Origin of the sequence: Paenibacillus faecalis, assembly GCF_900289175.1 — a bacterium.
Taxonomy (GTDB): Bacteria; Bacillota; Bacilli; order Paenibacillales; family Paenibacillaceae; genus Paenibacillus_AQ; species Paenibacillus_AQ faecalis.
Genome location: NZ_LT985747.1, coordinates 2215042 through 2240812, shown reverse-complemented (window position 1 = coordinate 2240812; position 25771 = coordinate 2215042). Strand labels below are relative to the sequence as shown.

General features: G+C 41.2%; 28 protein-coding genes. 5 read left to right on the top strand and 23 right to left on the bottom strand.

The features are described 5' to 3' along the window. Positions 1 to 19: 19 nt before the first annotated feature. A complete protein-coding gene (locus C8268_RS10685) occupies positions 20 to 220 on the top strand; it encodes a hypothetical protein (RefSeq protein ID WP_106767643.1) in 201 nt (66 codons plus the stop codon). A gap of 10 nt (positions 221 to 230) precedes the next feature. Continuing rightward, positions 231 to 527, top strand: a complete 297-nt coding sequence (locus C8268_RS10680) for a spore coat protein (RefSeq protein ID WP_106767642.1) — start codon at positions 231 to 233, stop codon at positions 525 to 527. A 146-nt stretch (positions 528 to 673) separates the two neighbouring features. Here C8268_RS10680 and C8268_RS10675 read toward each other — a convergent pair whose 3' ends face one another. The 13 genes from C8268_RS10675 to C8268_RS10610 all read right to left on the bottom strand — a co-directional run bounded on the left by C8268_RS10675 (position 674) and on the right by C8268_RS10610 (position 14402). Next, complete coding sequence (locus C8268_RS10675; protein ID WP_158702717.1) at positions 674 to 3490, bottom strand: S-layer homology domain-containing protein; 2817 nt, start codon at positions 3488 to 3490, stop codon at positions 674 to 676. 224 nt (positions 3491 to 3714) lie between these two features. Continuing rightward, on the bottom strand, positions 3715 to 3801 hold the full coding sequence (locus tag C8268_RS10670) for a stalk domain-containing protein (protein ID WP_234032971.1): 87 nt from the start codon (positions 3799 to 3801) through the stop codon (positions 3715 to 3717). A gap of 640 nt (positions 3802 to 4441) precedes the next feature. Then, positions 4442 to 4639: a hypothetical protein gene (locus C8268_RS10665; RefSeq protein ID WP_199794837.1), complete on the bottom strand. Its 198-nt coding sequence runs from the start codon at positions 4637 to 4639 to the stop codon at positions 4442 to 4444. Between the two features lie 217 nt (positions 4640 to 4856). Next, positions 4857 to 6602: a DUF885 domain-containing protein gene (locus C8268_RS10660; protein ID WP_106767640.1), complete on the bottom strand. Its 1746-nt coding sequence runs from the start codon at positions 6600 to 6602 to the stop codon at positions 4857 to 4859. 76 nt (positions 6603 to 6678) lie between these two features. After that, positions 6679 to 6804, bottom strand: coding sequence for a hypothetical protein (locus C8268_RS23330; RefSeq protein WP_272939328.1), 126 nt, complete (start codon positions 6802 to 6804; stop codon positions 6679 to 6681). A gap of 469 nt (positions 6805 to 7273) precedes the next feature. Further along, the gene (locus C8268_RS10655) at positions 7274 to 7978 is read right to left on the bottom strand and encodes a ferredoxin reductase domain-containing protein (protein WP_106767639.1); all 705 of its coding nucleotides are present in this window, start codon (positions 7976 to 7978) and stop codon (positions 7274 to 7276) included. Positions 7979 to 8428: 450 nt separating this feature from the next. Further along, positions 8429 to 8653 (bottom strand): hypothetical protein, encoded by a 225-nt coding sequence (locus C8268_RS10650; protein WP_106767638.1) that lies wholly within the window; start codon positions 8651 to 8653, stop codon positions 8429 to 8431. 1293 nt (positions 8654 to 9946) lie between these two features. Further along, entirely contained in the window at positions 9947 to 10486 is a 540-nt protein-coding gene (locus C8268_RS10640; protein ID WP_106767637.1) for an SMI1/KNR4 family protein, read from the bottom strand. Positions 10487 to 10741: 255 nt separating this feature from the next. Beyond that, positions 10742 to 11050 (bottom strand): hypothetical protein, encoded by a 309-nt coding sequence (locus C8268_RS10635; protein ID WP_106767636.1) that lies wholly within the window; start codon positions 11048 to 11050, stop codon positions 10742 to 10744. 252 nt (positions 11051 to 11302) lie between these two features. Further along, entirely contained in the window at positions 11303 to 12181 is an 879-nt protein-coding gene (locus tag C8268_RS10630) for an ADP-ribosylglycohydrolase family protein (protein WP_106767635.1), read from the bottom strand. Next, positions 12181 to 12711: a hypothetical protein gene (locus C8268_RS10625; protein WP_106767634.1), complete on the bottom strand. Its 531-nt coding sequence runs from the start codon at positions 12709 to 12711 to the stop codon at positions 12181 to 12183. The genes C8268_RS10630 and C8268_RS10625 overlap by 1 nt, the downstream gene beginning before the upstream one ends. 85 nt (positions 12712 to 12796) lie before the next feature. Then, positions 12797 to 13681, bottom strand: a complete 885-nt coding sequence (locus C8268_RS10620) for a YwqG family protein (RefSeq protein WP_234032748.1) — start codon at positions 13679 to 13681, stop codon at positions 12797 to 12799. Positions 13682 to 14111: 430 nt separating this feature from the next. Beyond that, positions 14112 to 14402 (bottom strand): hypothetical protein, encoded by a 291-nt coding sequence (locus C8268_RS10610; protein WP_106767633.1) that lies wholly within the window; start codon positions 14400 to 14402, stop codon positions 14112 to 14114. Positions 14403 to 14527: 125 nt separating this feature from the next. On the opposite strand from C8268_RS10610, the gene C8268_RS10605 reads away from it, so the two are divergent. Next, positions 14528 to 15112, top strand: coding sequence for a YjgB family protein (locus C8268_RS10605; RefSeq protein ID WP_106767632.1), 585 nt, complete (start codon positions 14528 to 14530; stop codon positions 15110 to 15112). Between the two features lie 950 nt (positions 15113 to 16062). On the opposite strand, the gene C8268_RS10590 is transcribed toward C8268_RS10605, so the two are convergent. Further along, the gene (locus C8268_RS10590) at positions 16063 to 16941 is read right to left on the bottom strand and encodes a LysR family transcriptional regulator (RefSeq protein ID WP_106767631.1); all 879 of its coding nucleotides are present in this window, start codon (positions 16939 to 16941) and stop codon (positions 16063 to 16065) included. A 123-nt stretch (positions 16942 to 17064) separates the two neighbouring features. Here C8268_RS10590 and C8268_RS10585 point away from each other — a divergent pair, with 123 nt between their 5' ends. Beyond that, positions 17065 to 18351 carry an NCS2 family permease gene (locus tag C8268_RS10585; RefSeq protein WP_106767630.1) on the top strand — a complete coding sequence of 429 codons (1287 nt, stop codon included), beginning with the start codon at positions 17065 to 17067 and terminating at the stop codon, positions 18349 to 18351. A 39-nt stretch (positions 18352 to 18390) separates the two neighbouring features. Next, a complete protein-coding gene (hpt, locus tag C8268_RS10580; RefSeq protein WP_106767629.1) occupies positions 18391 to 18915 on the top strand; it encodes a hypoxanthine phosphoribosyltransferase in 525 nt (174 codons plus the stop codon). Positions 18916 to 19247: 332 nt separating this feature from the next. Here hpt and C8268_RS10575 read toward each other — a convergent pair whose 3' ends face one another. The 9 genes from C8268_RS10575 to C8268_RS10535 form a co-directional block, all read right to left on the bottom strand. After that, complete coding sequence (locus C8268_RS10575; protein WP_106767628.1) at positions 19248 to 19583, bottom strand: DUF1048 domain-containing protein; 336 nt, start codon at positions 19581 to 19583, stop codon at positions 19248 to 19250. A 10-nt stretch (positions 19584 to 19593) separates the two neighbouring features. Then, positions 19594 to 19941: a DUF1048 domain-containing protein gene (locus C8268_RS10570; RefSeq protein ID WP_106767627.1), complete on the bottom strand. Its 348-nt coding sequence runs from the start codon at positions 19939 to 19941 to the stop codon at positions 19594 to 19596. Further along, on the bottom strand, positions 19938 to 20246 hold the full coding sequence (locus tag C8268_RS10565; protein ID WP_272939346.1) for a PadR family transcriptional regulator: 309 nt from the start codon (positions 20244 to 20246) through the stop codon (positions 19938 to 19940). Before C8268_RS10565 ends, C8268_RS10570 begins: the two co-directional genes overlap by 4 nt. Positions 20247 to 20629: 383 nt before the next feature. Then, positions 20630 to 21388, bottom strand: coding sequence for an ABC transporter permease subunit (locus tag C8268_RS10560; protein WP_106767625.1), 759 nt, complete (start codon positions 21386 to 21388; stop codon positions 20630 to 20632). Beyond that, entirely contained in the window at positions 21385 to 22134 is a 750-nt protein-coding gene (locus C8268_RS10555) for an ABC transporter permease (RefSeq protein WP_106767624.1), read from the bottom strand. The genes C8268_RS10560 and C8268_RS10555 overlap by 4 nt, the downstream gene beginning before the upstream one ends. Further along, positions 22131 to 22844 (bottom strand): ABC transporter ATP-binding protein, encoded by a 714-nt coding sequence (locus C8268_RS10550; RefSeq protein ID WP_106767623.1) that lies wholly within the window; start codon positions 22842 to 22844, stop codon positions 22131 to 22133. Before C8268_RS10550 ends, C8268_RS10555 begins: the two co-directional genes overlap by 4 nt. 92 nt (positions 22845 to 22936) lie before the next feature. Beyond that, complete coding sequence (locus C8268_RS10545) at positions 22937 to 23944, bottom strand: sensor histidine kinase (RefSeq protein ID WP_106767622.1); 1008 nt, start codon at positions 23942 to 23944, stop codon at positions 22937 to 22939. After that, a complete protein-coding gene (locus C8268_RS10540) occupies positions 23941 to 24621 on the bottom strand; it encodes a response regulator transcription factor (RefSeq protein WP_106767621.1) in 681 nt (226 codons plus the stop codon). Before C8268_RS10540 ends, C8268_RS10545 begins: the two co-directional genes overlap by 4 nt. Positions 24622 to 24801: 180 nt before the next feature. After that, on the bottom strand, positions 24802 to 25743 hold the full coding sequence (locus tag C8268_RS10535) for a BadF/BadG/BcrA/BcrD ATPase family protein (protein ID WP_106767620.1): 942 nt from the start codon (positions 25741 to 25743) through the stop codon (positions 24802 to 24804). Positions 25744 to 25771 lie beyond the last annotated feature (28 nt).

Sequence of the window (25771 nt, the reverse complement as noted above, 5' to 3'; positions counted from 1 at the left end):
TACGGGAGGAAAATAAAAAATGAATTCCAATTACGCTTTACATGAGATGTTGGAGGTTCATGAAATGGCTGCATTCAAGACGGTTTGCATGACCAAATCCCAGACCATGCAAGTTCTGGTAACCGATCCTGAACTCAAGCAAATTTTGCAACAAGATGTGCAATTATCACAACAGCAGCTTCAAGAACTTAGTGGAGTGCTGTCTAAAGTGACCCTATAGGAGATAAAACATGAATCCAATAATAGAACACATAACAGGGCTTCATATACTGACCGATGAAGTGATCGCAATGGACTTTTTGATGAACGCCAAGAGTGCAGTTAGAAACTACGCTATGGCCGTGACTGAATGTGCCACCCCAGAACTCAAGCAAATTTTGATGAAACAGCTCGACGAAGCTATAGACTCCCATGAAAAGATAACAAACTATTTGATGCAGCGGGGCCTATACCATCCCTACCATATTCCAGAGCAAATTCAGCTTGATCTAAAAAACATTCAGACCGCTATGAACATTCTTTCCTGACACCGTATCCGTCCCGGCAAAATGCCTAAAACCACAACGGTTCACAGTCTGGAGGTAATTTCAATGATGTTCGAACTTTCCTTCCCATCTAGAATAAAAAAGGCAGCCGGTATGATGGATCGGCTGCCTTAACCTTTGTTGAAATATTACTTTATCTTTTTGATCAAATTATAGATTAGTTGTGCTGCTTCTTCTCGACTCAAGGAACGTTTTGGCATGAATTTGTTTCCAGGATACCCTTTCATCACGGACTCTTGGGTAACAAGTGCCACACTCTCTTTTGCCCAGCTTGCAATGTTTTCTTGATCTTCATATTGAACTTCAGATGACAGTGAAGATCCGTTTTTGACCAACACGTTTGAAAGCATGCTTGCAGCTTGTTCTCTTGAAATAACTAAATTTGGACGATAGGTATTATCATTAAAACCTTTAGCGATATCATTACTTATTGCAGAGTTAAGCTCTGATGCATACCAGGCTTGTGGGTCAATATCTTTAAAAGTACCAGCATACGGAGATGATAACGTGTATCCCAGGGCACGGTTTAAGAAGATTGCAAATTCTGCTCTGGTTACTTTTTTCTTAATCCCGAATGTTCCATCGGGGTAACCTTTAACAATTCCTTTTGATGCTAGATAAAGAATGGCTTCCTTTGCATAGCTTTTATCGATATCCGAAAAGCTTGTTGTACCTTCTTCAGGAATAATTTCAGCGTCATTGTCACCAATGCTTCCTGGAACTGTTACCGTATTGTTATCTGCCCCATCAGTTCCTGGTGTTGTTGGAGTCGTCGGTGTTGTGCCACCTCCACTACCAGTTCCAGGATCTGGTGTTGGTGTGTTTCCTCCCCCGGTACCAGGTTCAGTCGGTGTTGTACCACCGCCAGTACCTGGATCGACAATAGTCCCTGGAACCGTCGCCCCACTACCATCAGCAGGTGTGTGCACACTGATTTCTTCTTTGGCTACAACAGTTTCTGTTCCCTCAGCATTCTTCACAGCAGCAACGATAGCATAGTTGTATTTCCGGTTAGGATCTACATCTGTCTCAGCAAAATTCAGCTTGCCATTGACTGGGGAAACAATTACATCGTTATGACTCTCGCCCGTAGCAGAGTTAACGTATGATTTACGATAGGTTCCATCACCTACAGGCGTATACTTGGTTTGTGGATTACGCTCGACATACATCACAGCACCATCGATAACTTTGAAGTCGAAAGTGATGGTTCCTTTCTTCGGCTGTGCTGGGGTAATAACGATGTTTTGTGGAGCCGATGGTGTCTTTACACTGATGATGTTGGATTCTATAGTACCACTTTCATTGCCAGCCACTACCTTAAAGGTATGACTTTCTTCCGGACCCACATTTCCAACGGTTAGTGTGTTTAACGTACCTGACCATACTTTATTTGTTTCATCCTGATATACATCATAATATGTAGCGCCTGTGACTTGATTCCAGCTCAGGTCGACTGTGTCGTGATAGATCCGATCGGCTTTCAGCTCAAAAGTACCACTCGGTACTTCGCCTGGAATAGGCTCCTTCGGAACCGTTACCTCTTTCATAGCTTCTTTACCATTCACTCCATTTTTAAGGGCTGCTACTCTATAGGTGAAAGTCGACCCATAAAAATCCATATCCACTGTATCTACCCACCAGGTGCCTTTTGGAATACCGATAGTTCGCCCATTTCGGGTAATCTCGTATTCATCCGCACCTTCAACTGCATCCCATTCTAAGCGAACTTTATTATATTCTAGATTTGTCACTCGGAAATTTGTAGGGTATGGAAGTTGTGTAATTAGAGTAGTCGTATTAGTTTCAGTTTGATTACTATATGTGTGATCAACCAATGCGATTAGAGTGTAATTATAAGTTTCACCTTCCTGTAAACCTGTGTCAATGAATGTAGTTAGAGGACCCTCATAAATGATTTTTTTTCCACGCTTCAAAAAGTACTCTACCGCATTCGTATTCTCAATAGGATCCCATGATAAATGAACTGAAGTTGATTGAGGTATGGCTACGAAGTTAGTTGGTGCTGGTAATCTTTTTGTTACCCCCGTGATTCTGCCGGGCTCTCCCTCCACCGTAATATTTGAGGAATTATTCCTCCCGTACACATAAAAGAAATAAGGTTGACCCGGGTTCAGATTTTCTAACGTGAAAGTGGTGTTTGGTCCTTGATACACCAAGTCATTTTTTTCTTGAACGAGGTATGTATTTGCTCCCTCAACGGGATCCCAGGAAAGTGTGATTGAATTTGAAGTTGATTCAACCTTCAAGTTGGTTGGAGCTGGTAGTTTATCAGGATCCTTTGTATTTACTGTATTAAGCTGTTTGCCGCTTGTTCCATGTTCATTGACAGACCAGATTTCTACAGCATAACGCGTTTTTGGTGTTAAGCCCGTGTATTTGTAAGAAAGATCATTCCCTCTATAAACTTCCTGGTCGTTTACGGCAACCACGTAACTCGTAGCCCTTTCTGCAGGTTCCCATCTAACAGTAAGCGAAGTTTCATCTGTAGTGACTCTAAAATTCATTGGATTTGAAGGTGTCAACATCTCTTTGGTTTTCACAGTCAATATTGATTGTTCGCTTGGTGTACCGACGTGATCATTAGCCCAAACTGCGATCTCATACTCCGTATTCGGAAAGGCACTCTTGTAAATGAAGCTTGGTTCTGGACCGTTATAAACGATATTCTCGTCTAAGGTCATCGTATAACTCTGTGCACCTTCTACTGCATCCCAAGTAGCACTAATCTGATGCTCTGTCGTCGTTGCTTTTAAGTTACCTGGTTTCGAAAAGAGCACCTCTTCAGCAGCTATAGCATTTTGGCTATCCTCGGAGACCGACAACGGTATACTATTTGTAACCGTATCCGTGTTGTCAGTAGCGGAAGCCCTCCCTTCCCCGAATGGTAAACTTGCTAGTAGGAGACTGGCTGATAGAAACAATGATACCCTCCTACTCCTTTTCGCTTTCCTCATTTCTTGTTCTCCTTTTTCTAGATTCGCATTTTAAGGTTTTGCGTAAACCTTACCTCTGAACTTCTGTTTAGAAGTTCACATAAAACGAGAGTTCAACCTCTCTCTTTATGTCAATCCCTAAATTCAGAATTTGAAAAGATTCATAAAGCGGCCGTGTGTCCAGTCGTCATGTCCACCCTATGATCTTTACTTTAGATCCCAACCTGTGCTATTTTTCCTTTCTTGGAGTAGGACACTTTTGCCCCTAAGGCTTCCGAAAGGAAGCGAAATGGAACCATCATCCTAGAACGGCTCTGCATCCGGAAATTTCATCTTCTTCGTATTCAGTAAAACTTCCGCCGTTGCTTTTTCACTTGCTACTACAGCAGATCCTGTTCCATCATGCTAGCAGCCAATATTCTTTTTTAATGATATTAAAGCTAATTTCTTTATTTTCTCTTTCTCCCTCGACTGATGTATGTACTTGTTTCCCATGGGAATTTAGCTGTTTTCTACTTTTTATAGGTCTTATAGACCCTAAATACCAATTAAACTTACCAATAATAAGAATATATTACCACTTTGTACTTATTTTTTATAGGTATATTCTCCCATACATTATAAAAAGTAAATCTTGCCAGTAAATTGATCCTTGATATTGGTACCATTAAAACTCAATAAATGCTTTACGGAAGTCACCAATACTAGAGGACCTGTTCATTTTAATCTAATAGTGAAAAGAGCGAGCAGGGTTGGTTAACCATTCCTACTCGCTCTTTTCTCTTAAACTTTTCCCTATATGGATTGATTCAACTCTTTAAGGCCCTGTCCTGATCTACCGAATACTTACAATTAATTGCATGGTAGCCGGAGTAATGGTTAAGTTGTCAATGCTCATATGGATATCATCATGGATTTTAGGTTCTTCAGACTTTAAACTTACACGATCCGCTGCACTGATCTTGACTGGAATGTTGAATGCTGCATGGCATCTGCACAATCCTCATCATGCCTTAGAATGACCTTTGCTATGTTGTACATTTGCAATTCCAATGGCTTAATCAATTTGATGAATGCTTCATGGTTTCCTCTCTTGGCGAGCTTAACCTCTAATTCCTGTTCTGTCTCCGGTGCCAAAGAATAACCTCCCTTCACATCGAACTTTCTTATAAAATCAATCTTACTAATTAGATATCCATGACTTCTAAAAGGTTACAATCTGTATGAATTATAACGAGCAATATAAAAAAACTCCCGCAAGTTCTTGGAACTTACGGGAGATGGTAGCTTAATTAATGCTATAGATTTCGCTTCCTACCAGCGTGCGTTTAACCATACCGGGGCCTGCTCTCCTTTATTTGACGGATTGGATGTATTGATCCATTTGCTCCTCCAGTATATGGAATGGCATATTACCGTTTCGAAGAAGAACGGAATGAAATGCCTTGATATCGAAGTGGTCCCCGAGTTCGCTATTCGCCTTCTCTCGAAGGGATTGGAATTGATCATATCCGATGGTATAGCTGGTTGATTGTCCAGGGAAAGCAATGGCGCTGTCAATCCACGCATTCATTTCCGTTCCAATCATGCTTACCAGGTACGCATTAGCTTGTTCTCTTGTCCATCTCAGCTCATGTATCCCCGTATCTAACACTGTGCCTATGGAATTACCCAGCAAACGGAGTAGTACCGTGTCCCGATCAAGCAAGCCCTTCTCCGCACATAAGCTTTCCATATAAACCGCCCATCCCTCTACGTATCCAGGTGTCATCATTATTTTGCGGATGAATGGAATGGTTGGTTGATCATATTGAATCGAAAATTGAAAGTGATGTCCTGGGATACCCTCATGCAACGCTAGCATTTTAACCATTTCTTCGGAGGTAGGGTTTTCGAGCGGAATGACAAATCTCCCGCTCCTATCACCATCTATAGATAAGGGGATGTACATTCCACCTGCCGAAGCGAAAAGAGCCGAATAGTCCCGCACGTCCACCGGATGATCCGGGATAAGCTCCTCTTCAAACCAATCGGACAAGTAGGGCGTAGCATCTGATAGACTGCTATCTAATGCTTGCAGCAATTCATCTTCGGTTAGGAATTTGGTTGCAGATGTACTCTGTGCTTGACCCGAAGCCCTGCTTCTTAGCTCTTTCATGATCTCTTCTACCTTGAGTTTAGCGATCTCATGAATTTCCTGAGGACTGAGGTCCGTACCCGTAGTAAGTTTGAGCTTTGCAGAATAATAATCGCTGCCACTCGGCTGATTCCAGATTCCTTGGCTCACGGATGCTTGCTTCATAAGATCGTTCTCGATTACATCGGCAAGCCTGCCGTAAGAAGCCAGTACATGATCGGTTATAGTTTGCGCTAATGCTTTTTTCAGCTTCTCCTCTTCGGAGGGATCGAGTTTTAACTTGGTTAATTTCTCTTCATATAAACTGTACAGAATCGTTTCTTCCGGTTTCGTATTCCGCAAATTGCTGTAACTCGTGAGCATTTCCTTAAGAAATTCAGAAGCAGGGATCATACCTTTCTCTCGTCTGTCTTGAATTCTATCTATGACATGCGCGACTTTATCCGAAAACCCGTTCAGTGCAACGATATAATTTTCTGCATCTGCCTGGTTGCGAATCGGATAGTTGTTCGCGAAATACGGTGGGAAAATGGATAGGGAAAGGTAGTCATTCGTGTCCAAATCCCTATATTTATATACTTGCTGCGAAGCGCTTAGGTCCCATTTGAGGATATCGTAGGTGAGTTTGTCTTCCGGGGAAAGTTTGGCAGCATCATAGTCATTCAATTTTCTGAGAAAACCATTTCTCTTTTCGTTTAATTGTTCGTAATCGGCATCCGACAGGTCCGTAAGCTTAGTGGGGTCCCATCGGATTCCCTCCACATTTTTCATGTCAAAATAAAGCTGTTTCTCAGGGTCATCCTTAAGCGTATCAAATGCCATCTTCTGAATCAATGCGTCGAAGCTCTCTGACTGATGTTGGGTCTGCCATAACAAACCTCCTACAATCAGCAAGATAAGTAATCCTGCTGCCAATAAAATAGTCAATCTGGTGTTCTTAAACATCTGTCTTACAAGGTTCATGCACTAATCTCCCCTCTATCCTTTGATTTCCCTTTGAAAAACTCCTAGTTTGTTCTGAGCATGTAGCCCAAACCTCTTACGCTTTGGATTGATCCGCAAGCCATGAAGACAGCTTCTTCCGAAGATAACGGACATAGAGCTCAACGATGCCAATTCCCGCTTCTGGAATATCCAAAATAATTAAATCGAACTCGCCGTACAATGCTTAATGCAAGCCCTCTTCTCCGTTATGACACTCCGTAAGCTTATGCCCTTCATCTTGCATAACTCTTGCAATATCCCAATATCGTCCTCAACGATCTACAGTTTTATAAGTTCCTCCATGGATGCACAAATATGGGATAGTGTAACATATTTTAATAGGTTTGTTAGTCCATTGCTGATAAGATTCCCACTTACTCTTACCGGTCTAGTTATCTTATGCTTAGCCAGGAACTACGGCTATATGGAGTTTTTTTGATACGACTAGACAATGCCAAAAAGTTAGATGTATCCAAATAGAAAAGAAATATGCTTAGGGTATATACATCCAAAAGCCATATTTCTCAGTAGTTTTATATTATTTTAAACTCTTTTATTAGAACATTATGCATATTTAGTTCTCAATCTTAATCACTTTATATCGATCAATAAATCCACTCTGCTGCTTCGAAACAACTTAAATTGACAAATCAAAATGATAAAAACTCATGTAGTTGTTGTTCACGCTTGTCGAGCATAATCTGTTCCGGCTTGATGCCCTGCTCACGCAGTACTTCAATGTTCTGAACGAGGAATTCGTCGCTGCCGACAACATAGAAAAGTCCATCCTTGTCTTTAGCAAGATTTTTCACTTCTTCATAGTAGTCTTTACGATTATCGACGAACTGTGATGTGAACTTCTTTTCAGGAACCGATTGGAAAATATCAGTAAATAAGAAATCTCTTGATGAATCAATGTTCAGGGAATGAATTTGATTGACGCTATCAGCACGTTCGAAATAATCAAGAACAAGCGGTCTGAAAGTTGCCAGACCGACACCTGATGACAGCAGATAAACATTTTTGTCTTCTCTTTTGAGCGGTACATTCGAATGAGTTTTAAATATGGCAACCTCATTGCCGACTTTAAGATTTCTTAAAATCGTTTTAAACTCAGAGCATTGCTCTCTGATGCGTGTTGTGATACCGATTGATTTTTCGTGCGGTAAAGTAGAGATTGACATGTGGCGAATCAGGCCACGGTTTGGTTTATCTCCGGCATTAAAACCTTCCAGTGCGAAGTGGGTGTGGGAACCTTCTTCCCATGTAAAGTCTTTCGGACAGTCGAGCAGGTACGTTTTAACCTCCGGTGTTTCTTCAATAATCTTATTTATTTTAGTCCAGTATATTTGCATTATATATCCTCCGTACTCAATTATATGTATCGTTTTTAATATACAATAAATGATAACAATTCTCAATTAAAAGGATTGATTATTTCAGATAATTTATGTAACTTAAATTACTACTCGTTCTTTATTAACTCATCATTTTGAGAATGTTAGCTTAATAATTTAAGTGTAAATAATTAAAAACTCATCTAATCGGTAATCGGACTAGGATCTTGTCCCCCGACAGAATTCGAGTTGTGTTTCTTAGTGAAAATTAAATTGATCGATTTACGAGATGTCTCACATTTCGTTAATCGTGATAATACAAAAAGAGTCTCACTGGCTCCTTTTGTTCTACGAACATTAAAAAATCCCCGTTTGGGGATTATAATAATTTTTTGCGGTCTTCAATACCTTGGTTATAAATGTTCAATATTGTAGCAAGATCAATTGTTGTGATCTCTATCTTTTCAACTATTTATTCTTCTGCTGTGCAACTCGCATACCGCCGATAATAAGCATGATAACCCCAATTACTGCTAGAATAATCCGAACTAACAATGGACTCAATGAAAACACAGTTTCACCTTGCCAGTGCAATCCGAACAACCCTTCATTCAGCCCCACCATTGCCATTAATGGCTTAAGAAACAAACTCAGTGCTAATAATACTATTCCCCAAATAATATTGCTATTCATTGATTCAAAACCTCTTTTCCAATTAAGATTAATGAAGAATGTAACAGGGAGTATGTTCTTATCCCTCAACAATACAAAATATATTTATAGTTCTTTATTCGATTCAAACCTTCCAGCCCATATTGAGTTAAAAAAACAAATTCATTTATTTAACAATGAATTACCAGAGAAATTCAAGAATACAAAAGATTTTGCTCAAGATTTTAATACGGCGAATTAAGAGCTCAATATAACTCCCCTCCAATTGAAAGTAAATCCAACCAATTTGGAGGGTCTTACTTTATTTTGATGTAACGATGTGAATTTTACTACAAACACGTGTATTTCTTCTAACGACTCGCGAATATCTTATTATCTTCATAATAGCTTATCGATTCCACCTCTACCGTCAAATCTTCCATTCCAGGTGTATGGGGACGTCCCGTATTCACGATGTCCCATCGACTTAAGGCTCTGTAAGGAGCTGCCGCGATGCGGTTAGTCGGTGCGGATGTGTCCCGCTGATTCTACTTCCCCGTTGCTGAAATACCTCTCCGATTTCACTTCGGACTCCTGCCGGACCGAGGGACGAATGCCCGAAGCGTGAATATAATGTTATCGACGCCTCTGTCTTCCTCGAAATACTACTCTAAAGGCTTACTAGCATTAATTAATTCATTCTGATTGTCTAGAAATTCTAATGTTTTTTGGATGTCGTAGTGATTTAAAGACTTTACAATTACTAAGTGATGAAGGTTGATTCCTGGTGGATCTGAGACTTGTTCAAAAAAATAGTTCCTTGACCTATCCGGGGTAGTGACTAAACACCAACGCTTACTATTGTCAGTAAAAGAAATTGTAACTTCTATTAATTCGAAAGCATTGGTATCATCATATTGCCAATTCATCATTATTGGTATTTGGCATCAAAACAATGCTTTGAGATCCAAACTTTCTTACCGTGATTTCCGGTAATACGATATTTATCATCATCATAATACGAAAACTTCATAAACCTTGCCCCTAGTAAGGGCATGACCGTAATTACCGATGCTATTACAAGTAACAAAATAATTGTTCATTAGATCACTTCCGCTCTTCAAACTAGCTCTTATAGAAATTTCCGATAACGTTCAGAATTTACGACGTCTCACTCCCTTAAAGGCCGTAAGCTTGGCCGCGACGCGGTTAGGGAGTGCAGATGTGTCCGGCACACTTCATCGATTCATCTTACCCGTACCGAGGAACGTTAGCGAAGACGCGTAAATCTGTTGTTATATGATGGTGCTCTGAAATCTACACTAAAACTAGTATTTATCCCAATCCTAGTTCCATAGAAATCACATTATCGTCATATATGGTTCTAATAACTTCCTCTCTATTGTTTATCAAAACCTTTAACCACTCATTGAAATTGTCCATCATTCCATACAATTTGGGGTTGTGACTATCGAAATAAGCAACTTTGTATTCTTCATCAATCATCTGGTTCACAATGAAACACCATGCATTTCCATTATGATCTAGAGAAAACGGGATCAAATTGTCTACGTTCACAGATCCGCCCTCTTTAATATTAATCATTTCTTGAGTCTCAACGATAGTCATTCTTTGTAAAGAAAGTCTCTGCATCGGCATGATTTGTTTGTTTCCATCTCCTACTGCACTTACTTCTTGAATCATGTATAGAAATGCACCATTGCTAAAATGTGATACAAAATCGCAATATGATTTTGGTAGTTTGCAATTCAAACCATTTTCTGTTTTTTCTATATCTTCTTTCAATGCTACTTCATATGTTTCATGGCTCTCTTTTTCTTTAACAAGGGAATTTATGAGGTATTGTCCATTCATTCTAGAACTCTCCTTTTCTCATTTTGACTTCGCACTTTCATATAACGTTCTTGTGTTTACGACGTCCCACCACTTTAAGCGAACGAATGTAAGCGGCCGCGATGCGGTTAGGTAGTGCGGATGTGTCCCGGCAAATTACTACTCTAGCTCCATCTTCCGGGACCGAGGCAGCTTGACTGCCGATGCGTGAAAACTTTGTTATATGGAGTTGCTGACATCTTCGAATTACTGCAAATATTCTTATTGTTATTGTTTTCATTGGTTTATTAATTGATTAATTCTTTCTATAATTCTTTGCATTCCTTCATATAATTCAGTTACTGATCTGTATTTTTGTATAAACACTGGATTGTCCCACTTATAATCTTTAACTATACAAATCATAAATACCCCATTAAGTGTAAAAGCTTTCCCATACCAACCTACATCTAATAAATAGCCATTCGGATACTCTACTTGTACCATGTCTTCATTTAGCCATTTAAGGTCAGACAAATCATCTGGATTTAAATTATATGGGTTGTAAGTAACAACTCCTGGTTGAAAATTATAATTTTCAACCATATGTGGAAACTCCTACAGATTAAATTTAGTTTTTAGTCCATTACAGCAATTTCTTATAACGTCTTATCTACGAACTTCGTAAATAACCCCATATGTAGAATATTCGCGAAATTATTGAACTTCAGCTAAATAAATTACTAGTAGTCAAGCTGTTCTAGAGTTATAGGATTTGGTAAGTTTTTTTTCTTTTTGCCCATATGTACTTTCTCTCCTTAAGTCAGCTGTATGGGGATGCTCCTCAACTGTTCTTCATCATGAAGTCTTCATTACATATAGCTTCGAAATCGTACGGTCCAGTCTTTCTTTAATGAGAATCGCATTTGCATATTGAGCTGGAATACGGACATAGCCATAATAAATACCTGCCAACCCTCCGGCAATGGCACCGATTGTATCAGAGTCACCACCTAGATTTGCCGCCTTCTGCACGACTTCTTCAAAATTGGATGTATGAAGCAAAATATATAGGACCCATCGGAAAGTATATACGATAAACCCACTTGGCGGACAATCCGGCAGCGCTTCTAAATTTTCTTCGTATTCACTTCCTGCCACTTCAGCCTTAATAGACGTACCTAAATCTTCCCCCTGCAGCAGACGGTGAGCGATTCGGTTGTACATGACGCAGACTTCGGCACACCTGGGATCATAATGCGTCATTCGAGACTGCATGATCGTCACTCGATCGATATCAGCTAGTTCTTTATAAGCTAGCGCTACAGGCAGGCACCGCATGAGCGAGCCATTTCCTCCGCTCTGCCCCATGTCCATGTGAGCAACAAAAGCTGATTCTAACCAGTCACCTTCAAATTGTTCAAAAACACGACGAATAATGTTTCCTATATCTTTTGGTCGCGATTGGTACCATTCCATAAAAAATAGCCCGATCGCTTCCATAGGCTCTTCCGCATTCTCAAGTATCCCATCAGCTACGGCAAGCGTCATCATCGTGTCGTCGGTTACTTCTCCCGGTTCCAGGTTCCATACCCCACCGCCGATGATTTCCGTCAAACAACCATACTTCTCCTTAATCTCCCGCTCCGACATAAACTCAGTTGTTCCGCCAAGAGCGTCTCCTACAGCCACACCGTACATTCCACCCTTGATGCGGTCCATTAATCTATTGTCCATTACAATCCCTCATTCTGTTCATACTGACTTCCCATAACTTCAGCAGGGGTAAGAAGTACCCACTGATTAATTTCATCGTATCCAGATACTTCGGCGATCACACGATAGCGCGGGTACAACCATTCAGCAGGGGTTATCGTTTTCAGAGCGGAAGTGTCCGTTATACCTACGGCCTGAGGTTCCTGTAAGTTAATCAAGGTACCTTGCGGAAAAAAAGCTTCTATATACCCTTCCACTCGAGTCCCGACAGGGAACAGACTTTTGGTTCGATACCAGTATTCCATACCGAGTTTAAGCTGCTCGTGCCAGAGTTGCTCGAATTCCGCCTGACTAATTTCCTTGTAATAGGATTCCTGCGGATTTAGTGGATGTTCTACCAGCATGTAATGATCGTGATCATGCTTTCGATTCGATGTAATACAGATACCGTCATCATGATAAACCATCTGTCTGTATACCACACCGTTGTTATCAATTTCAAAATACCAGGTTCCCATTCCCGGCTCCTGTATATCTTTTAAATATTTCAAAACGGTCACTCCAATCAACTTAGAAGTACTTGATGTCATATTCTTCTGTTGTTATAGATATTTCCTTGTCATCGACTTCTCTGGCTCAGCTCGAATAAAGGGAGCAATACGTGTTGGCGAAGTTCCCTGCGAGCAGATCTTCTCTTCGAATATAAAACTGCAATTCTCCAGCATCCCACCAACAGAATCCTACATCCTGATCGGAATCTAGCGCAAGCAACAATAGCGTATTCTGCACTTCCTGTTTCGCTCTATCCAAATCACCTTTGAAATGATCTGCGATTTGCTCCAATGCTAAATCCGTTGAATGGCTATACTTTTTGCCGGTCAACAGATGTAGAGCTGCTTCATATTCACAATCTCCATGCTGGGTAGATGGATAACCGAACATTACTGCCAGATCACTTGAGCTCTCATCATTTAACTCAAAACATAACTCTTCATACAGATCATAATCATGCTCATCGTCTTCCACCTTATCGTAATCCACATAACCATAATTGGGAAGCTCCATCGTTGATCTAGCGCTTACCTGGTATCCAGTAAATTTAACCTCAAGGGCAGTCACTTCAGGTGAAGCGTAACGTTTTGCTTCATGGAGCTTGTCTTCGGATAGATACAGCACCTTGTGCTCGATTCCATATGCAGGTTCATCTATTCCTACAAAAAAGTACAGCATGCCTTTTACAGATATCAGCGCTGCTGCATCATAAGGTGCCACTTCACTTAAACACAGCTGTGCCAAGAACGTCATTGGAGTACCCGCAGAATTCACCGGCCATTCCACGTTAGCGGGCAGATCCGGATCGCCTCCTATACGGGATGGGCATATATCGTTGTATGTCTCGATCTGTTTCTTAGAGAAGCGAATGGCTTGACGCAAAGACTCTTTAAAATAATCCATCGCATGTTCGAATTGATAATCGTGAACGATCCGCGCGAGTTTATTTTGATTATTTTCACTTAGCAAGCCTAACACCTTCCTTTATCATTGTAACTATACTGCTCGTTAGGTTAAATAAAGCCAACCGATCACTTTGACCGGCAGCTCTTGTCTTTTATTGAACTATCGCTGTCCCGTTAGTGTAAAACAACCTTATTTCCTTACCTTTAAAGAATGACCTAGAAACCAGCTATATAATTTCGGATTATCGTATGTTTCTGTCCAGGAGTCGTGATTCGACTCAGGATAAATTGTGAAAGAGACATCTCCACCGTTCTCGTGAAGTGCGTCTACCATTTTTTTTGATTCAGCGGAGGTAAAATTGGTTAAATTCACAAAGTTCATAAAATTATACTACTCAAGAAAATATTCGAGAAACGATTGAACTATCCTGCCTGTCAGCTTAATGAATTAGAAACTTATCTAATTGGCAGTTAGTCGATTTCTCGCGCTAACATCATTTTTCTGGAGGGCTTCGAACATATGCACTACTGATTTCTCCAGATCCCCTTCTACATTCACATTTTTCAATGTTATCAATATCCAGTTTCTCTTTTTTTGGATTTCCCGTTTTAGTTTCAGGATCATCAGTAGTTACGTCAGAGTCCGGCTCTTGCTTTTGATTTGAATTATGATTTGGTGCTGTTTCTTGGTCCCCAGGTAGTACCTGCTCATTGTTAATACCAGCACTAGAACAAGCGCTCAATACTAGAGCGATTGTAATAAATGCTTTTATTTTGTTTGTCATAAAAAACACCTCTAGTTATATTGTAAACGTCGCTCTCTAATCCCGGTCCTATAATGTAATGAACGTATGCATGTTTAGAAAAAATCATGTGTGGTATATACATGCTACAAAGGAGAGGATACATCATGACAATTTCAAAAACACTCTTGCTGGCAACCTCCATGGCCGCTGTCGTTGGGTTGGGTTCCATCGGCGCGGAGCAAGCGGTCCTGCCTAACCATCAGGCTGAAGCCGCGTCTGTAAGCACAAGTGATGATGCGGTTCCAACCCCCTTAAAAACGCTGAACAGCTTTTATAAGCCGGCCCTGAAAGGTCAATTTCCGGGTGCAGTGAGCGGGCTCACGGTTGGTGAAAGCACCAGGCAGGATGTCATCCAAAAGATCGGTGAGCCTACGGAGCCCGGTAAAAATGCAAGCTCGTTCGATGTTTACGGTGCCAATATGGGAAGTCCCGGTTATGCCTTCTTATATAAGTCAAACAAAATCCAAGAAATGCGCTACTTCGGCACGAATGTAGAGCGTCATACCAATATCGGAGGCATTACGATAGAAATGGTCAAGCAGAACTGGTACGCTCCCAGCTCCGTGAACAGGATCAAAAACGGTGATAAAACACAAACTAAGCTAACCTATAACCGCGGTGATTACAAAATCGAGTTTATCTTTAACAGCAATACCGATTTGGATCATATTAACCTGTTAAAAAAATAATAATTGGTTTTCCTGCATGGCGTAATAGCGAGAATAATAATCGGCATGTATATGAAAATCAAGCAATTTATGATAGAAGTTGATGACATAAAAAAGCCGCTGTTACGCGGCTTTTTTAGCTTATGTGTTTTGTCTACTCATTTTGACTGCGCTCTATCGAATAATGTACCATTCACCTTTTTCCTGCGATAATTCACGAAAAAAATACTTACAACGACTAATAACAGCCCTACGACAAGGCGGTAAGTTAGCGGTTCATCTAAAAACACCGTACTGTTGATGTGCCGCACCAGCTTCAGAAGGTCCTTGTTCTTCGTCCCACTCTCCTCGAGCGCGTTTAAGATGCGTCCGTCTGCCCAGTATAGGTGTCCATCATGCGTTTAATCGTCTTTATTTCGGTTTCCTCTTTTTCGTCCCATCGACTGGATTAACTGGGGCAGGTTCCAGGATCAATAGGGATTTCAAAATGATTTAAAGCAGGATTCGGAACAGCCTCAGATCAGGTCACTTAACCTGTTAAACATCGCGATAGGTCGCCGCTCATGTAAGCGGCGGCCTATCTGCACTTCAAAAGCTTGCGTTTAAGGTTGTATCTGCCAGGGCGCAGGCACGTTACTCGGTTCCCAACCCGCTAAGGGTGTGGGCCTGGATTCATTTTGTACACTTTGCCGTTATAGGATATGAGCCCATTGACCGTATAAGCTGTATTTGGTCCCCCATGGCGTTGCACTTGGACGACACCGTCACGGCATTGCTATTGCCTTTATGCGAGACTTTACCTAAAATCATAGCAGGTCCTTCCAAAAACTGCGATGTGAAACGAGTGACTTCTGAAGACATGTGTGCCGTTGGTTTTATGTATGCGGGATGGGTGTAACTAAAGCATTTTACAGAATAAAGGCATTTACTTGCAATCATGCCAGGGAGCACGGGTCTCTTCTGCTAGGCGGCTATTCATTTGATAGCTTATAGTATTCCTTCGTGAGTTCGATCAGGTTTTTGGCTGGTGTAGAGAGATAATGATTTTCTAGCCAAATGACTCCTGCAGACGATATCAGATCAGCTTTATTTATTGGAAATGAGAAGAGTACCTTGTCCTTATAGACGTCTAGAACTGATTGGGGAACGATTGTTCCGCCAACTCCCCCATTAACTAATTCCATCAATGTATGCATGTCGGAGCACTCAAACATTTTGTTAAGTTGGAGATTTTGTCTTGCAAAAGCCTCAAGAATAGTACTATAGATACCTAATCCTTCAGTACTTGGAATAATAAGAGGGATACGGGAAATCTCCTCTAACGAAATAGGCTGTATTTCCTTATTGGATACGAAGAAAAATGGCTCGTTAACCAGATGGTGATAAGTCAGTCCGCGCTGTTCTAGCGGCAGGCGTACAAATGCCATTTCAATGGCCCTTGTTTTAATCATCTCTGTTAAATATAAGGAGTCATTCTGAACAATTTTCAAAGAAACTAGTGGATACATCCGGTGGAAGGATTGAACAATGTCGGAGAATCCTGAAAGGGATATCGTATTGATACCCAGTGCCAGGACACCTCTTTTTCCTTCCTCGATTTCCTGTATTTCATTTTTCATTTCTTCTACACTGTCCAAAAGCTGTAAAGCCTTTTGATAAAGTACAACTCCTTTATCTGTTAGTTCCATGCTTTTTCCGCTTCGTTCGAACAATCGAACACCTAGTTCATTCTCTAATTGTTTTAACTGCATGCTTAGAGGCGGCTGAGACATATGCAGACGTACGGCAGCAGCTGTAATATTCTTCTCCTCGGCTATGGCTATAAAATACCGCAATTGTTTTATGTCCATTTGTTTCTCCTATACAAAAAATATATAGATGCTATTCAAATTATATATTTTTCGAATAGTTAAGTCCATGTTATGATTTACTTCCGATTCATTTGATATTCACCGTAAGGAAGGTTGATTAACGTGGAGCGTTTATTCAAATTTAATAAATACAATACAACGATTGGAAGAGAGATTTCTGCTGGTTTAATTTCCTTTATAACTGTGGCCTATATTATTATTGTCAATGCCACGATTTTGGCTGTAGCAGGTATCCCGATGGAGGCAGGTATAATTGCAACCATATTAAGTAGTTTTATTGGATGCTTGATGATGGGAATCTGGGGCAATACCCCTTTTATCATTATTCCTGGTATGGGTCTTAATGCGATGTTTACCTACACCATTGTTCAATCTGGGGGCTTTACCTGGCAGGAAGCGTTGACAGTGGTCCTGGTTTCTGGTTTGATTTTTGTAGTGGTAGCCTTTACACCATTAGCGAAGGTAATTACTACTGCAATTCCTGCTTCCTTGAAAGAAGCCATTACCATAGGGATTGGAATTTTGTTGATCCTAATTGGTTTTGAGAATGCTGGCATCATCATTAGCGGTGAGCATACACTTCTTGCCATTGGGGATTTAAGCTGCCCGACGATAATCGTCACCTTTATCGGTTTGATTATTACAATCGTTCTATATATCAAGAATGTACCAGGCAATCTATTACTAAGTATCATCATCACTTCATTTCTATCGTTTTGGCTTGGAGGAGCTTCTTTAGAGGGAGCCTCTTTATCCATGCCCTCTTTTGATGAATACCTTCTTGTGTTTGGTCAAATATCTTGGGATCAAGCAGGGAATATTATTTTCTGGATAACCTCCCTCACCTTTGCGATGGTCATTATATTTGAAAATATCGGGCTGATTCATGGACATAGCAACATGATAAACCGCCCTGAAAGCAGTAAGAAGTCACTTCAAGCTACGGCTGTTTCAGTTCTTTCTTCTGGAATATTCGGTACAAGTCCCACTGTAGCATCCGTTGAAGCAGCTGCCGGGATTACAGCCGGCGGAAGAACCGGGTTAACGAGTATTGTGACTGGCTTTATGTTTCTTGCTTCCATACTGTTTATTCCCGTAATCAAGATCGTTCCGGCTAGTGCAGTCTCGCCAATTCTCATATTAGTAGGGCTTCTTATGCTGCAAAATATTGTGAGCATATCCATGAAAGATCTAACAGAGAGCATTCCAGCACTTTTAATTATTGTATTAATCCCATTAACTTATAGCATTGCGGATGGAATGGCAGTCGGTTTTATTCTATATCCGCTGATTAAGCTACTTATGGGGAAAGGGAAAGAGGTTCACCCTGCCCTTTACATCATTGCCATACTTTTTATTAGTAATTTTGCTACTCAATTTGTCTTTTAGCGGTTTCAATGAATCAGGATAGGGATGGTGGAATAAGTGATGAAACAAAATATACTGTTTGAAAAAGAAGATATTGACGTTAAGGTCAGAGAACTGGCTGGTATGATCTCTCAAGACTACCGAGGCGATGATAATAATCTCCTGATTATTTCGTTATTAAGGGGGAGTTTTATTTTCACAGCTGACCTTGTTCGTTATATAACGGTCCCTGTTAGGGTAGAATTTATGGAAACATCAAGCTATGGCTTTGAAAAAGCTAGTACGGGGAAGGTCAACATTTCATCTAATCTCGCACTGGATCTATCAGAATATGATGTCCTGATCGTGGATGACATCTTGGATTCAGGTCACACGATGAAAACGGTGTTTGAGTATCTTAAAGAGAAAAAGCCCAAAAGCTTAAAATCCTGTACACTACTCGATAAACCCTCACGCAGACAAGCAGATATCGATGTAGATTATAAAGGGTTTGTCATCGAAGACAGATTCATAGCAGGTTATGGGCTAAATTATGGGCATCATTATCGCAATACACCCTATATCTTTGAAGTGATAGACAATTAATATTAACAGCAAAGGGGCGGACGATCTGGGGCATCGACTCGGTGGGGACCCCTTTAATGACGGCTGTTTCTCCACATACTCCACGGTGGATGGAACAGCTTTTTTTGCTCTGCAAGGTGCCGTTCAGAACTATTCTACCTTTATGAAGAATGGCTACTCGGTCGGCAGCTGCTCGGCTTCCTCTAAATATTGCGGTGGTCAGGAGAATCGTCGTGCTGCCATCCGCCAGCTCCTTGACGATCCTCCACACCTCAATGCGTATTTCTGGTCGAGTCCGGTCAGCATTTCATCTACTGCGGCGTTCGGTCGGACTAATTAGCAGACCACTTACTTTAATCGCTTTTTCCATCCCGATCCCATCTAACAGATTCAGATTCTTGAAAGATGTCATCGTAAGTTTTTGTATCTTGGATTAGATCATCGCAGAAAGCCGCTACGTCTCTGCCCGTCACTTCAAGCACACCTTTTCCCGAGGCAGCGCCTTCTTCGAATAGATCGACAATGCCCGAGAGCAATCCCATCCCATCGTTTAGTTCCACTGGACCAACCTTGAAGATATATTTTTGGATCTCATTATAGACAATTTGATAATCCTGCGGGAGCGATTTGACACGCGCCATGTGTGCTCGCCACTCTTTTTTAGCTTCAAACATCTCTCGTATTCTCATGTTTACCCTCCTATTCACTTAGTTTTTTAGCGATATTATGGTTAAGCTGATCGCGCCACTTGTCGCGATAAGACTTAGCCCCTGCTTCACTGGCCAGCGCAGAGCAGAAGCTTCGGATATCGTCACTGAGCACGTCCTGAACACGTTGACCATCTGCCGCCGTTTCTTCGAACAGGCTAATCACACCTTCAAAAATTGGCATAAGGTTTCGACCGGTGAAATCGGAGTGCTGCCAAAGATAGGCATTCACTTTTTCCCATGCCGCTTGATAATCAGCCGGCAGTTTTTTGACTCGCAATTCAAAAGCTTTGAACTCTTTTGTCATGTCATTGCCAGTGATTTTCTCCCAAAAATTCATTGCTTTCTCTCCTTTAACTCGTTAATTTTGGATGATACGAACTCCCATTTTTCCCAGAACCTTTGCAGCTCTTCGTACCCCGCTTCATTGAGCGCAAAAAACTTGCGCGGCGGCCCCATGTCTGAGGGCTTTTTGGTGACTTGTACGAGCTTGTTTTTTTCAAGCCGGACCAAGATGGTATACACCGTTCCCTCCACAACATCTGTGAAGCCGAGAGCGTTCAGCTGCCGTGTGATTTCGTAACCGTAGGTTTCGTTACGGCTTATAATTTCAAGGACGCAGCCCTCAAGCACCCCTTTGAGTATTTCCGTTAGGTTTTCCAAGTATAATCACCCTTCACTATTCTGTATGACTGGTATCAAGTGATACTTACTACTGCTATAAAGTAACACTCAGTAGCTAAGTTGTCAATAATGTTTGCTCTCACATGATTTTTTATTTGCATGTCCGGCAGCTTATGACGACAAGCCCTTCTGGCTAACGCTATATCTGGAATTCAGCCTCAAGCAAAAAAAACCGCATAAAATGCGGCTTTATAATGATTGGAATCTTATTCCATTCAGAAAGATAATGCCTGATTTGAAAAGTCTTTCGCTTGTTTCTTGAATTCTATAACGATAAGGTTGTCATGCTCCTTCATGTGTCTCCTCCTTCTCAATTGTGATTTATTTTGAATTTAACATTTTTCTTAGGCATCCCGTCTACGGTAAAACACAATAGCTACTGTGAAAAAGAACATTGTCCATAACATAGAAATACCTGTCCCTTGCAATGGGCTAAGGACATTTATTTCATCAGATGAAGTCGGCATAAACATATAGTACCCGGCTGTATCCGGAAAATAATTTCTAATACCAGGTAGATAATCTCTCCATAATGGACTGACAATGAAATAATAACCAAGCAGTATCACTAAAGCAGGAGTGGTTCGTCTTAATAAAGCGCCAATAGCTGTACTGAGAAGTGTGGTTAATGTTAGATAGCCTGTTGCTCCCAGTAATGTCCTAAGCATTGTGTCTATTTGGATCACGACTGTTGTGTCTCTCATCATAATGAAAGTATATAGGACACCTGATGCAGCTATAATAAACGCCGCAGGAACGGTGATCATCACCAAAGCCAAAAGCTTTGTACATAATTGAAACCCACGCCAAGGTATCGTGGTTAAAGTAGTTCGAATCTGCCCGCCAGTATACTCCGAGCAAGTAGCTAAGATACCAAGAATAATGAACCCTGCTTGAAGATAGCCCATTGAAGCCAGTCCTATATTCAGTATACTTTGCATTCCGGATGCCTCTTGAAGACCCGCAGAAGTAAACGCAGCGGCTAAAACTAAATTAAGAATGAATGCACCAATAAGAGTGTGCCATATCAAGGGTAGTGTAACTAATTTACCCAGTTCAGCACGAAGGATATAGGTTAGCTTTTTACTAGAAGAGACACTCATACCGCAACGTCCCTCCTATGAAAAATAATAATGGCCACAATGAAAAATACGGCTACCCACACAGTCATGATTAAACCGCCTCTGAACGGGGTGTGGAATCTGTCGCTCATCAACATAAACATATCAAGGCCAGCCCGATCCGGTAAGTAAAACGCCAACTTTGTCACCTTAGAAAGCAGGACACTAAATGATACAACGGATGAATTAATGATGAGCACAGCAAGCGGGATTATGCCATTTTTAGTTATAACAGTCATCCCAAACGCTATAAGAGCAGTGAATGTCCAGTAGTAAACTGCGCCGATAAGTCTAGATGCTTCGAATGCAGGGACGTATTGGCCAAGAATAAGATTGGTTGCTGAAACCGTTGTTATAATAGCAACAATACTAAGCAGTATGCTAATTACGGCTACAGCGCCTGCTTTTGCCAGCAAAAAATGAAGCCTTGATGGGACAACAGTTAAGCTTGTTGTAATCTGTTGTCCTCCGCCAGTTTCACTACTCTCTGTCAAATACTCACTGCTGACAGCAAGCACACCAAGGATAATGACACCTTGTACTCCAAGACCTAATCCAATATAGCCAACTTCCGATAGCCGTGTGCTGACTCCAGCTATAATCTCCTCTTTTTCTACGATACTGTCCAAGGCAGCAATGACCGCTGGGGCAAATGCTCCAATGAGAAAGGCAAGCCAGATGCCTGGCAGGGAGAACAATTTAGATAGTTCCGCGTTGAATGCTCTCATCTAGCATCACCTGCTTGTTCAGATGTTAGGGCAAAATAGGCTTCTTCTAGCGTGGCATGCTTACCTATGACTTCTTCCAATGCTCCATCAGCAACGATTTTTCCACGCTTAATAATCACCACATCATCCACAGTTTCTGCAAGCTCCCCCATGAGATGACTGGATAGTAACACCGTGTTTCCAGACTCAGCCCGTTTACGTAAAAAAGTCCGGATAAAGCGAATTCCTTCTGGATCGAGCCCGTTTACGGGTTCATCTAATATCAATATTTTTGGATCACCAAGTAGTGCAGCTGCCATTCCAAGTCTCTTTCCCATACCAAGGGAGTAACTCCCAACTCTTTTATCAGCTGCATTAGTAAGTCCTACTATATCCAGAACGTCCTCGACACGTGAGCGAGGCAATCTTGCGGCACAAGCAATCCAGTTTAGGTGTGCCCGCCCTGTTCGCATACGGTGAGCTCCAGATCCATCAAGTGCAGCCCCTACGGTTGCTAGAGGATTATGTAATTCTGCGAATGGCTTCCCATTAATGAGTGCACTTCCTGAGGTGGCACGATCTAATCCAAGCAGGATGCGAAGTGTTGAACTTTTACCTGCCCCGTTTGGACCTAAAAAACCAGTTACTCTACCTGGTCTAGCTTTAAAGCTTATGCCTGATAAGATTTTTTGAGTTCCGCGATGTTTGACTAGGTTATTAATGGTAAGCAACCATAACACTTCCTTTCTGTTATGGTTCTTATTATAAAGAAGCAAAGTTACATCTCGGTTATCATGCTGTTTACTTCTGGGTTAACTTTAGGTTAAGCTCTACCAATAACTATGCTTGTACCATGTTCATTGGATGTAAAGTCAGCTTTCAGCTTCATTTTGTTCAGCATATAATTTGAGGTTGATAAACCAATCCCCGCTCCACCCTCATAGGAAGATTGATCCATACCTGGACCTCTGTCTACAATGATGATCTTTTCTTTTTCTACATCCACCACAATGTTTGCATATTTCCCCTCCGCTGCATGGCGAAGAATATTCTGAAATAAATTATCCAGAACCCGTGTCATCCATTTAGGATCTGCTTCCCAATAAAAAGTCTCCTCTGTCGGTAACTCAACATCGAGCTGAATTTCTTTTTCTTCAAATGCAGGATACCACGCTGCAACAGATGCTCTTACTAAACGTCCAATATCGGTTGAATCGGGCGCAAAAGGATGTTTCCCTGATGTAAGCAATGTATAAGAAAATAAATCATCCATTAGATCTCCGACTCTCGTAATCGTGTGATTCATCTCTGTTAACGAATTTTGGCCTTCTAAACTCATGGATTCCTTATTTAATCTGGTGATATGTCCTCTCAAAATGGTAAGCGGCGTTCGTAGGTCGTGAGACAAATTCGCAATGAGTCGATGTCGTAATAATTCCTCTTCATATTCTCGCTTGCGACTGTCTTCAAGTTGCTGAATCATCCAATTAAAAGAACTTCCTAGCTGGTCTATTTCATCCATACGATCCATCTGAACAGATATGGGTTTAGGCAATGAGTTATTTTGTGCTGAGAATGACATGACTTCCTGTAAGCAGATGAGACGTTTACGAAGTCTGAAGAAGAACAGCCAAGACATTACAACAAATGCGACCATAATAAAACCAAATAAAAGTAAGATAAAGTAAAATAGATTTAACCTATTCAAATCATCTTCGTTGATAGAAAACTTAATGGACGCAGAGAAGAAAATAAGCACAATTGGAGGAAAAAAGATAAATAGAAAATGTCCTTTTAGAAAATGACGAAATAATGATCTAGTCTGTTTCATAGTTTCACCCGATAGCCTATTCCCTTCAACGTTTCAATAATCTCTGGGGAATCTGGATTACGTTCCAACTTTTGACGCAGCCTGCGGATATGCACCATTAATGTTTTATCACCCGTTATATAAGCTTCTTCCCAAATTGCTTCATAAATTTGTTCTTTTGGTAATACTTGATTAGGGTGGCGTAAGAAGTACATTAAAATTTGATGTTGCTTCCCGGTCAATATAATCTCTTCTCCGGTGTGTTTGTTGAGTACCATTTGTCCTTCTGGATCTACTTCAATATGATGTCCTAGTGAAATGCGTTCGGAATGTGTTCTTTCACCACTTCGACGGATTAACACTTCTAATCTGGCAACTAATTCATCTGTATGGAATGGTTTCGTTAAATAGTCATCAGCAAATTGTAAACCATCTACCTTATCATCTATCGATGTTCGAGCAGATAACAGCAAAATAGGTACAGCAGGAGCTGCCTTTTTTAATCGTTTTCCCACCGTAAAACCGTCTAAACCGGGTAACATGATATCTAAAATAACGATTTCATGCTGATCTACTTCTTGTTCAGCTCCTTCACCAGAAAGCAGCCACTGAACTGAAAATCCTCGCTGTTCCAACTCTTCTTTTACCCAACTGCCGATTTTTTCATTATCTTCAATATATAATACGGATCTTTTCAAGTAACATCCCTCTCTCTAAATGAGATCACTATTAGAAAGCTTAACACAATCAAATTAGAAAGTTTCCAGTTAATACAATTTTATCGTTCTTCTCTTATAAAACAACAAAATTAAAAAAACCGCTAATAGCGACTTTCAAAAGGGGCCAAGTTATTGCCCAAAGCATCATACTATCTAAATTCAAAGTTTACTTGTACGGATGCCCAGCGCCTTATAGGCTAGAAGAATGGCGCTGACTACAGGCTGGTACTTCGTTTCAACTACGCGATATTGTTTACTTTCATTTGCCATTAGCAACTCTGTCAGCTTACCCCTCATATAGGGGCTGCAGATGACGCTGCCGATCAGAGCGACCTCAATGTTTTGTTGAGTAAAATTGGTTCCTACAAGCTCAATACCCAATCGGAGCTGCTCTGCAGCGCGGTTGCATACACGTTTTGCAACACTGCTACCCAGTTCTGCGGCTCTTGTTACTTGTGGAGCGAACTGCCCGAACCGTTGATCGCGCTTCATCTTATCGGGATGGAAGCCTTGCCTGGCAAGTTCCTGCAATTGCTCCAAGCTGCTCGCTTGCCAATATTGAAGCATTTCCGTGATCAGCGTCTTGTTTGAATCATCTTGATGGCCTGCAAGCACTTCATACACAGCATCATAGGCGAGGTGACGTGCGGCGCTATATGCGTATTGATGATAATCTAAGTTCCGAATGCGCTTGCCATGTTCATTGATGCCCATGATCATGGTACCCGTTCCGGCGATAGCAATAATACCTGGCCTATTTTGAAGTGCTCCGGCGTGAGCAATGTCCGAGTTATTCAAGTGTAGCTTTGTACAATCGAGTCCCGGCAAGTCAGTGAAAGGTGTAATCCATGCATCATCAGCTTCTGATTCGTAGCCTGCAATTCCAGCAACAAGCATGACCACATCAGTTGAAACTCGTCCTGCCTTCGCAAGTGCATCCTCAATCGTAGCTTTTACATGATCAGACGCTTTCTCGTCCTTATACTTGGAAGCGCAGCCTCCCTTTGCATAAGCAAGCTCGTTCCCCTGTAGATCACATACCATGACTCTTGTATTCGTTCCACCTCCATCAATGCCTATTACAACATTACGTTCTATCATATATGCACCTCCTATCAATCTTGTTTCA

Bases quoted from the DNA above. Each gene is read 5' to 3' on its own strand.
- C8268_RS10685 (WP_106767643.1), top strand. From the start codon at position 20: ATGAATTCCAATTACGCTTTACATGAGATGTTGGAGGTTCATGAAATG.
- C8268_RS10680 (WP_106767642.1), top strand. From the start codon at position 231: ATGAATCCAATAATAGAACACATAACAGGGCTTCATATACTGACCGAT.
- C8268_RS10670 (WP_234032971.1), bottom strand. From the start codon at position 3,801: ATGGTTCCATTTCGCTTCCTTTCGGAAGCCTTAGGGGCAAAAGTGTCC.
- C8268_RS10660 (WP_106767640.1), bottom strand. From the start codon at position 6,602: ATGAACCTTGTAAGACAGATGTTTAAGAACACCAGATTGACTATTTTA.
- C8268_RS10655 (WP_106767639.1), bottom strand. From the start codon at position 7,978: ATGCAAATATACTGGACTAAAATAAATAAGATTATTGAAGAAACACCG.
- C8268_RS10650 (WP_106767638.1), bottom strand. From the start codon at position 8,653: ATGAATAGCAATATTATTTGGGGAATAGTATTATTAGCACTGAGTTTG.
- C8268_RS10640 (WP_106767637.1), bottom strand. From the start codon at position 10,486: ATGAATGGACAATACCTCATAAATTCCCTTGTTAAAGAAAAAGAGAGC.
- C8268_RS10635 (WP_106767636.1), bottom strand. From the start codon at position 11,050: ATGGTTGAAAATTATAATTTTCAACCAGGAGTTGTTACTTACAACCCA.
- C8268_RS10630 (WP_106767635.1), bottom strand. From the start codon at position 12,181: ATGGACAATAGATTAATGGACCGCATCAAGGGTGGAATGTACGGTGTG.
- C8268_RS10610 (WP_106767633.1), bottom strand. From the start codon at position 14,402: ATGACAAACAAAATAAAAGCATTTATTACAATCGCTCTAGTATTGAGC.
- C8268_RS10605 (WP_106767632.1), top strand. From the start codon at position 14,528: ATGACAATTTCAAAAACACTCTTGCTGGCAACCTCCATGGCCGCTGTC.
- C8268_RS10590 (WP_106767631.1), bottom strand. From the start codon at position 16,941: ATGGACATAAAACAATTGCGGTATTTTATAGCCATAGCCGAGGAGAAG.
- hpt (WP_106767629.1), top strand. From the start codon at position 18,391: ATGAAACAAAATATACTGTTTGAAAAAGAAGATATTGACGTTAAGGTC.
- C8268_RS10575 (WP_106767628.1), bottom strand. From the start codon at position 19,583: ATGAGAATACGAGAGATGTTTGAAGCTAAAAAAGAGTGGCGAGCACAC.
- C8268_RS10570 (WP_106767627.1), bottom strand. From the start codon at position 19,941: ATGAATTTTTGGGAGAAAATCACTGGCAATGACATGACAAAAGAGTTC.
- C8268_RS10560 (WP_106767625.1), bottom strand. From the start codon at position 21,388: ATGAGTGTCTCTTCTAGTAAAAAGCTAACCTATATCCTTCGTGCTGAA.
- C8268_RS10555 (WP_106767624.1), bottom strand. From the start codon at position 22,134: ATGAGAGCATTCAACGCGGAACTATCTAAATTGTTCTCCCTGCCAGGC.
- C8268_RS10545 (WP_106767622.1), bottom strand. From the start codon at position 23,944: ATGAAACAGACTAGATCATTATTTCGTCATTTTCTAAAAGGACATTTT.
- C8268_RS10535 (WP_106767620.1), bottom strand. From the start codon at position 25,743: ATGATAGAACGTAATGTTGTAATAGGCATTGATGGAGGTGGAACGAAT.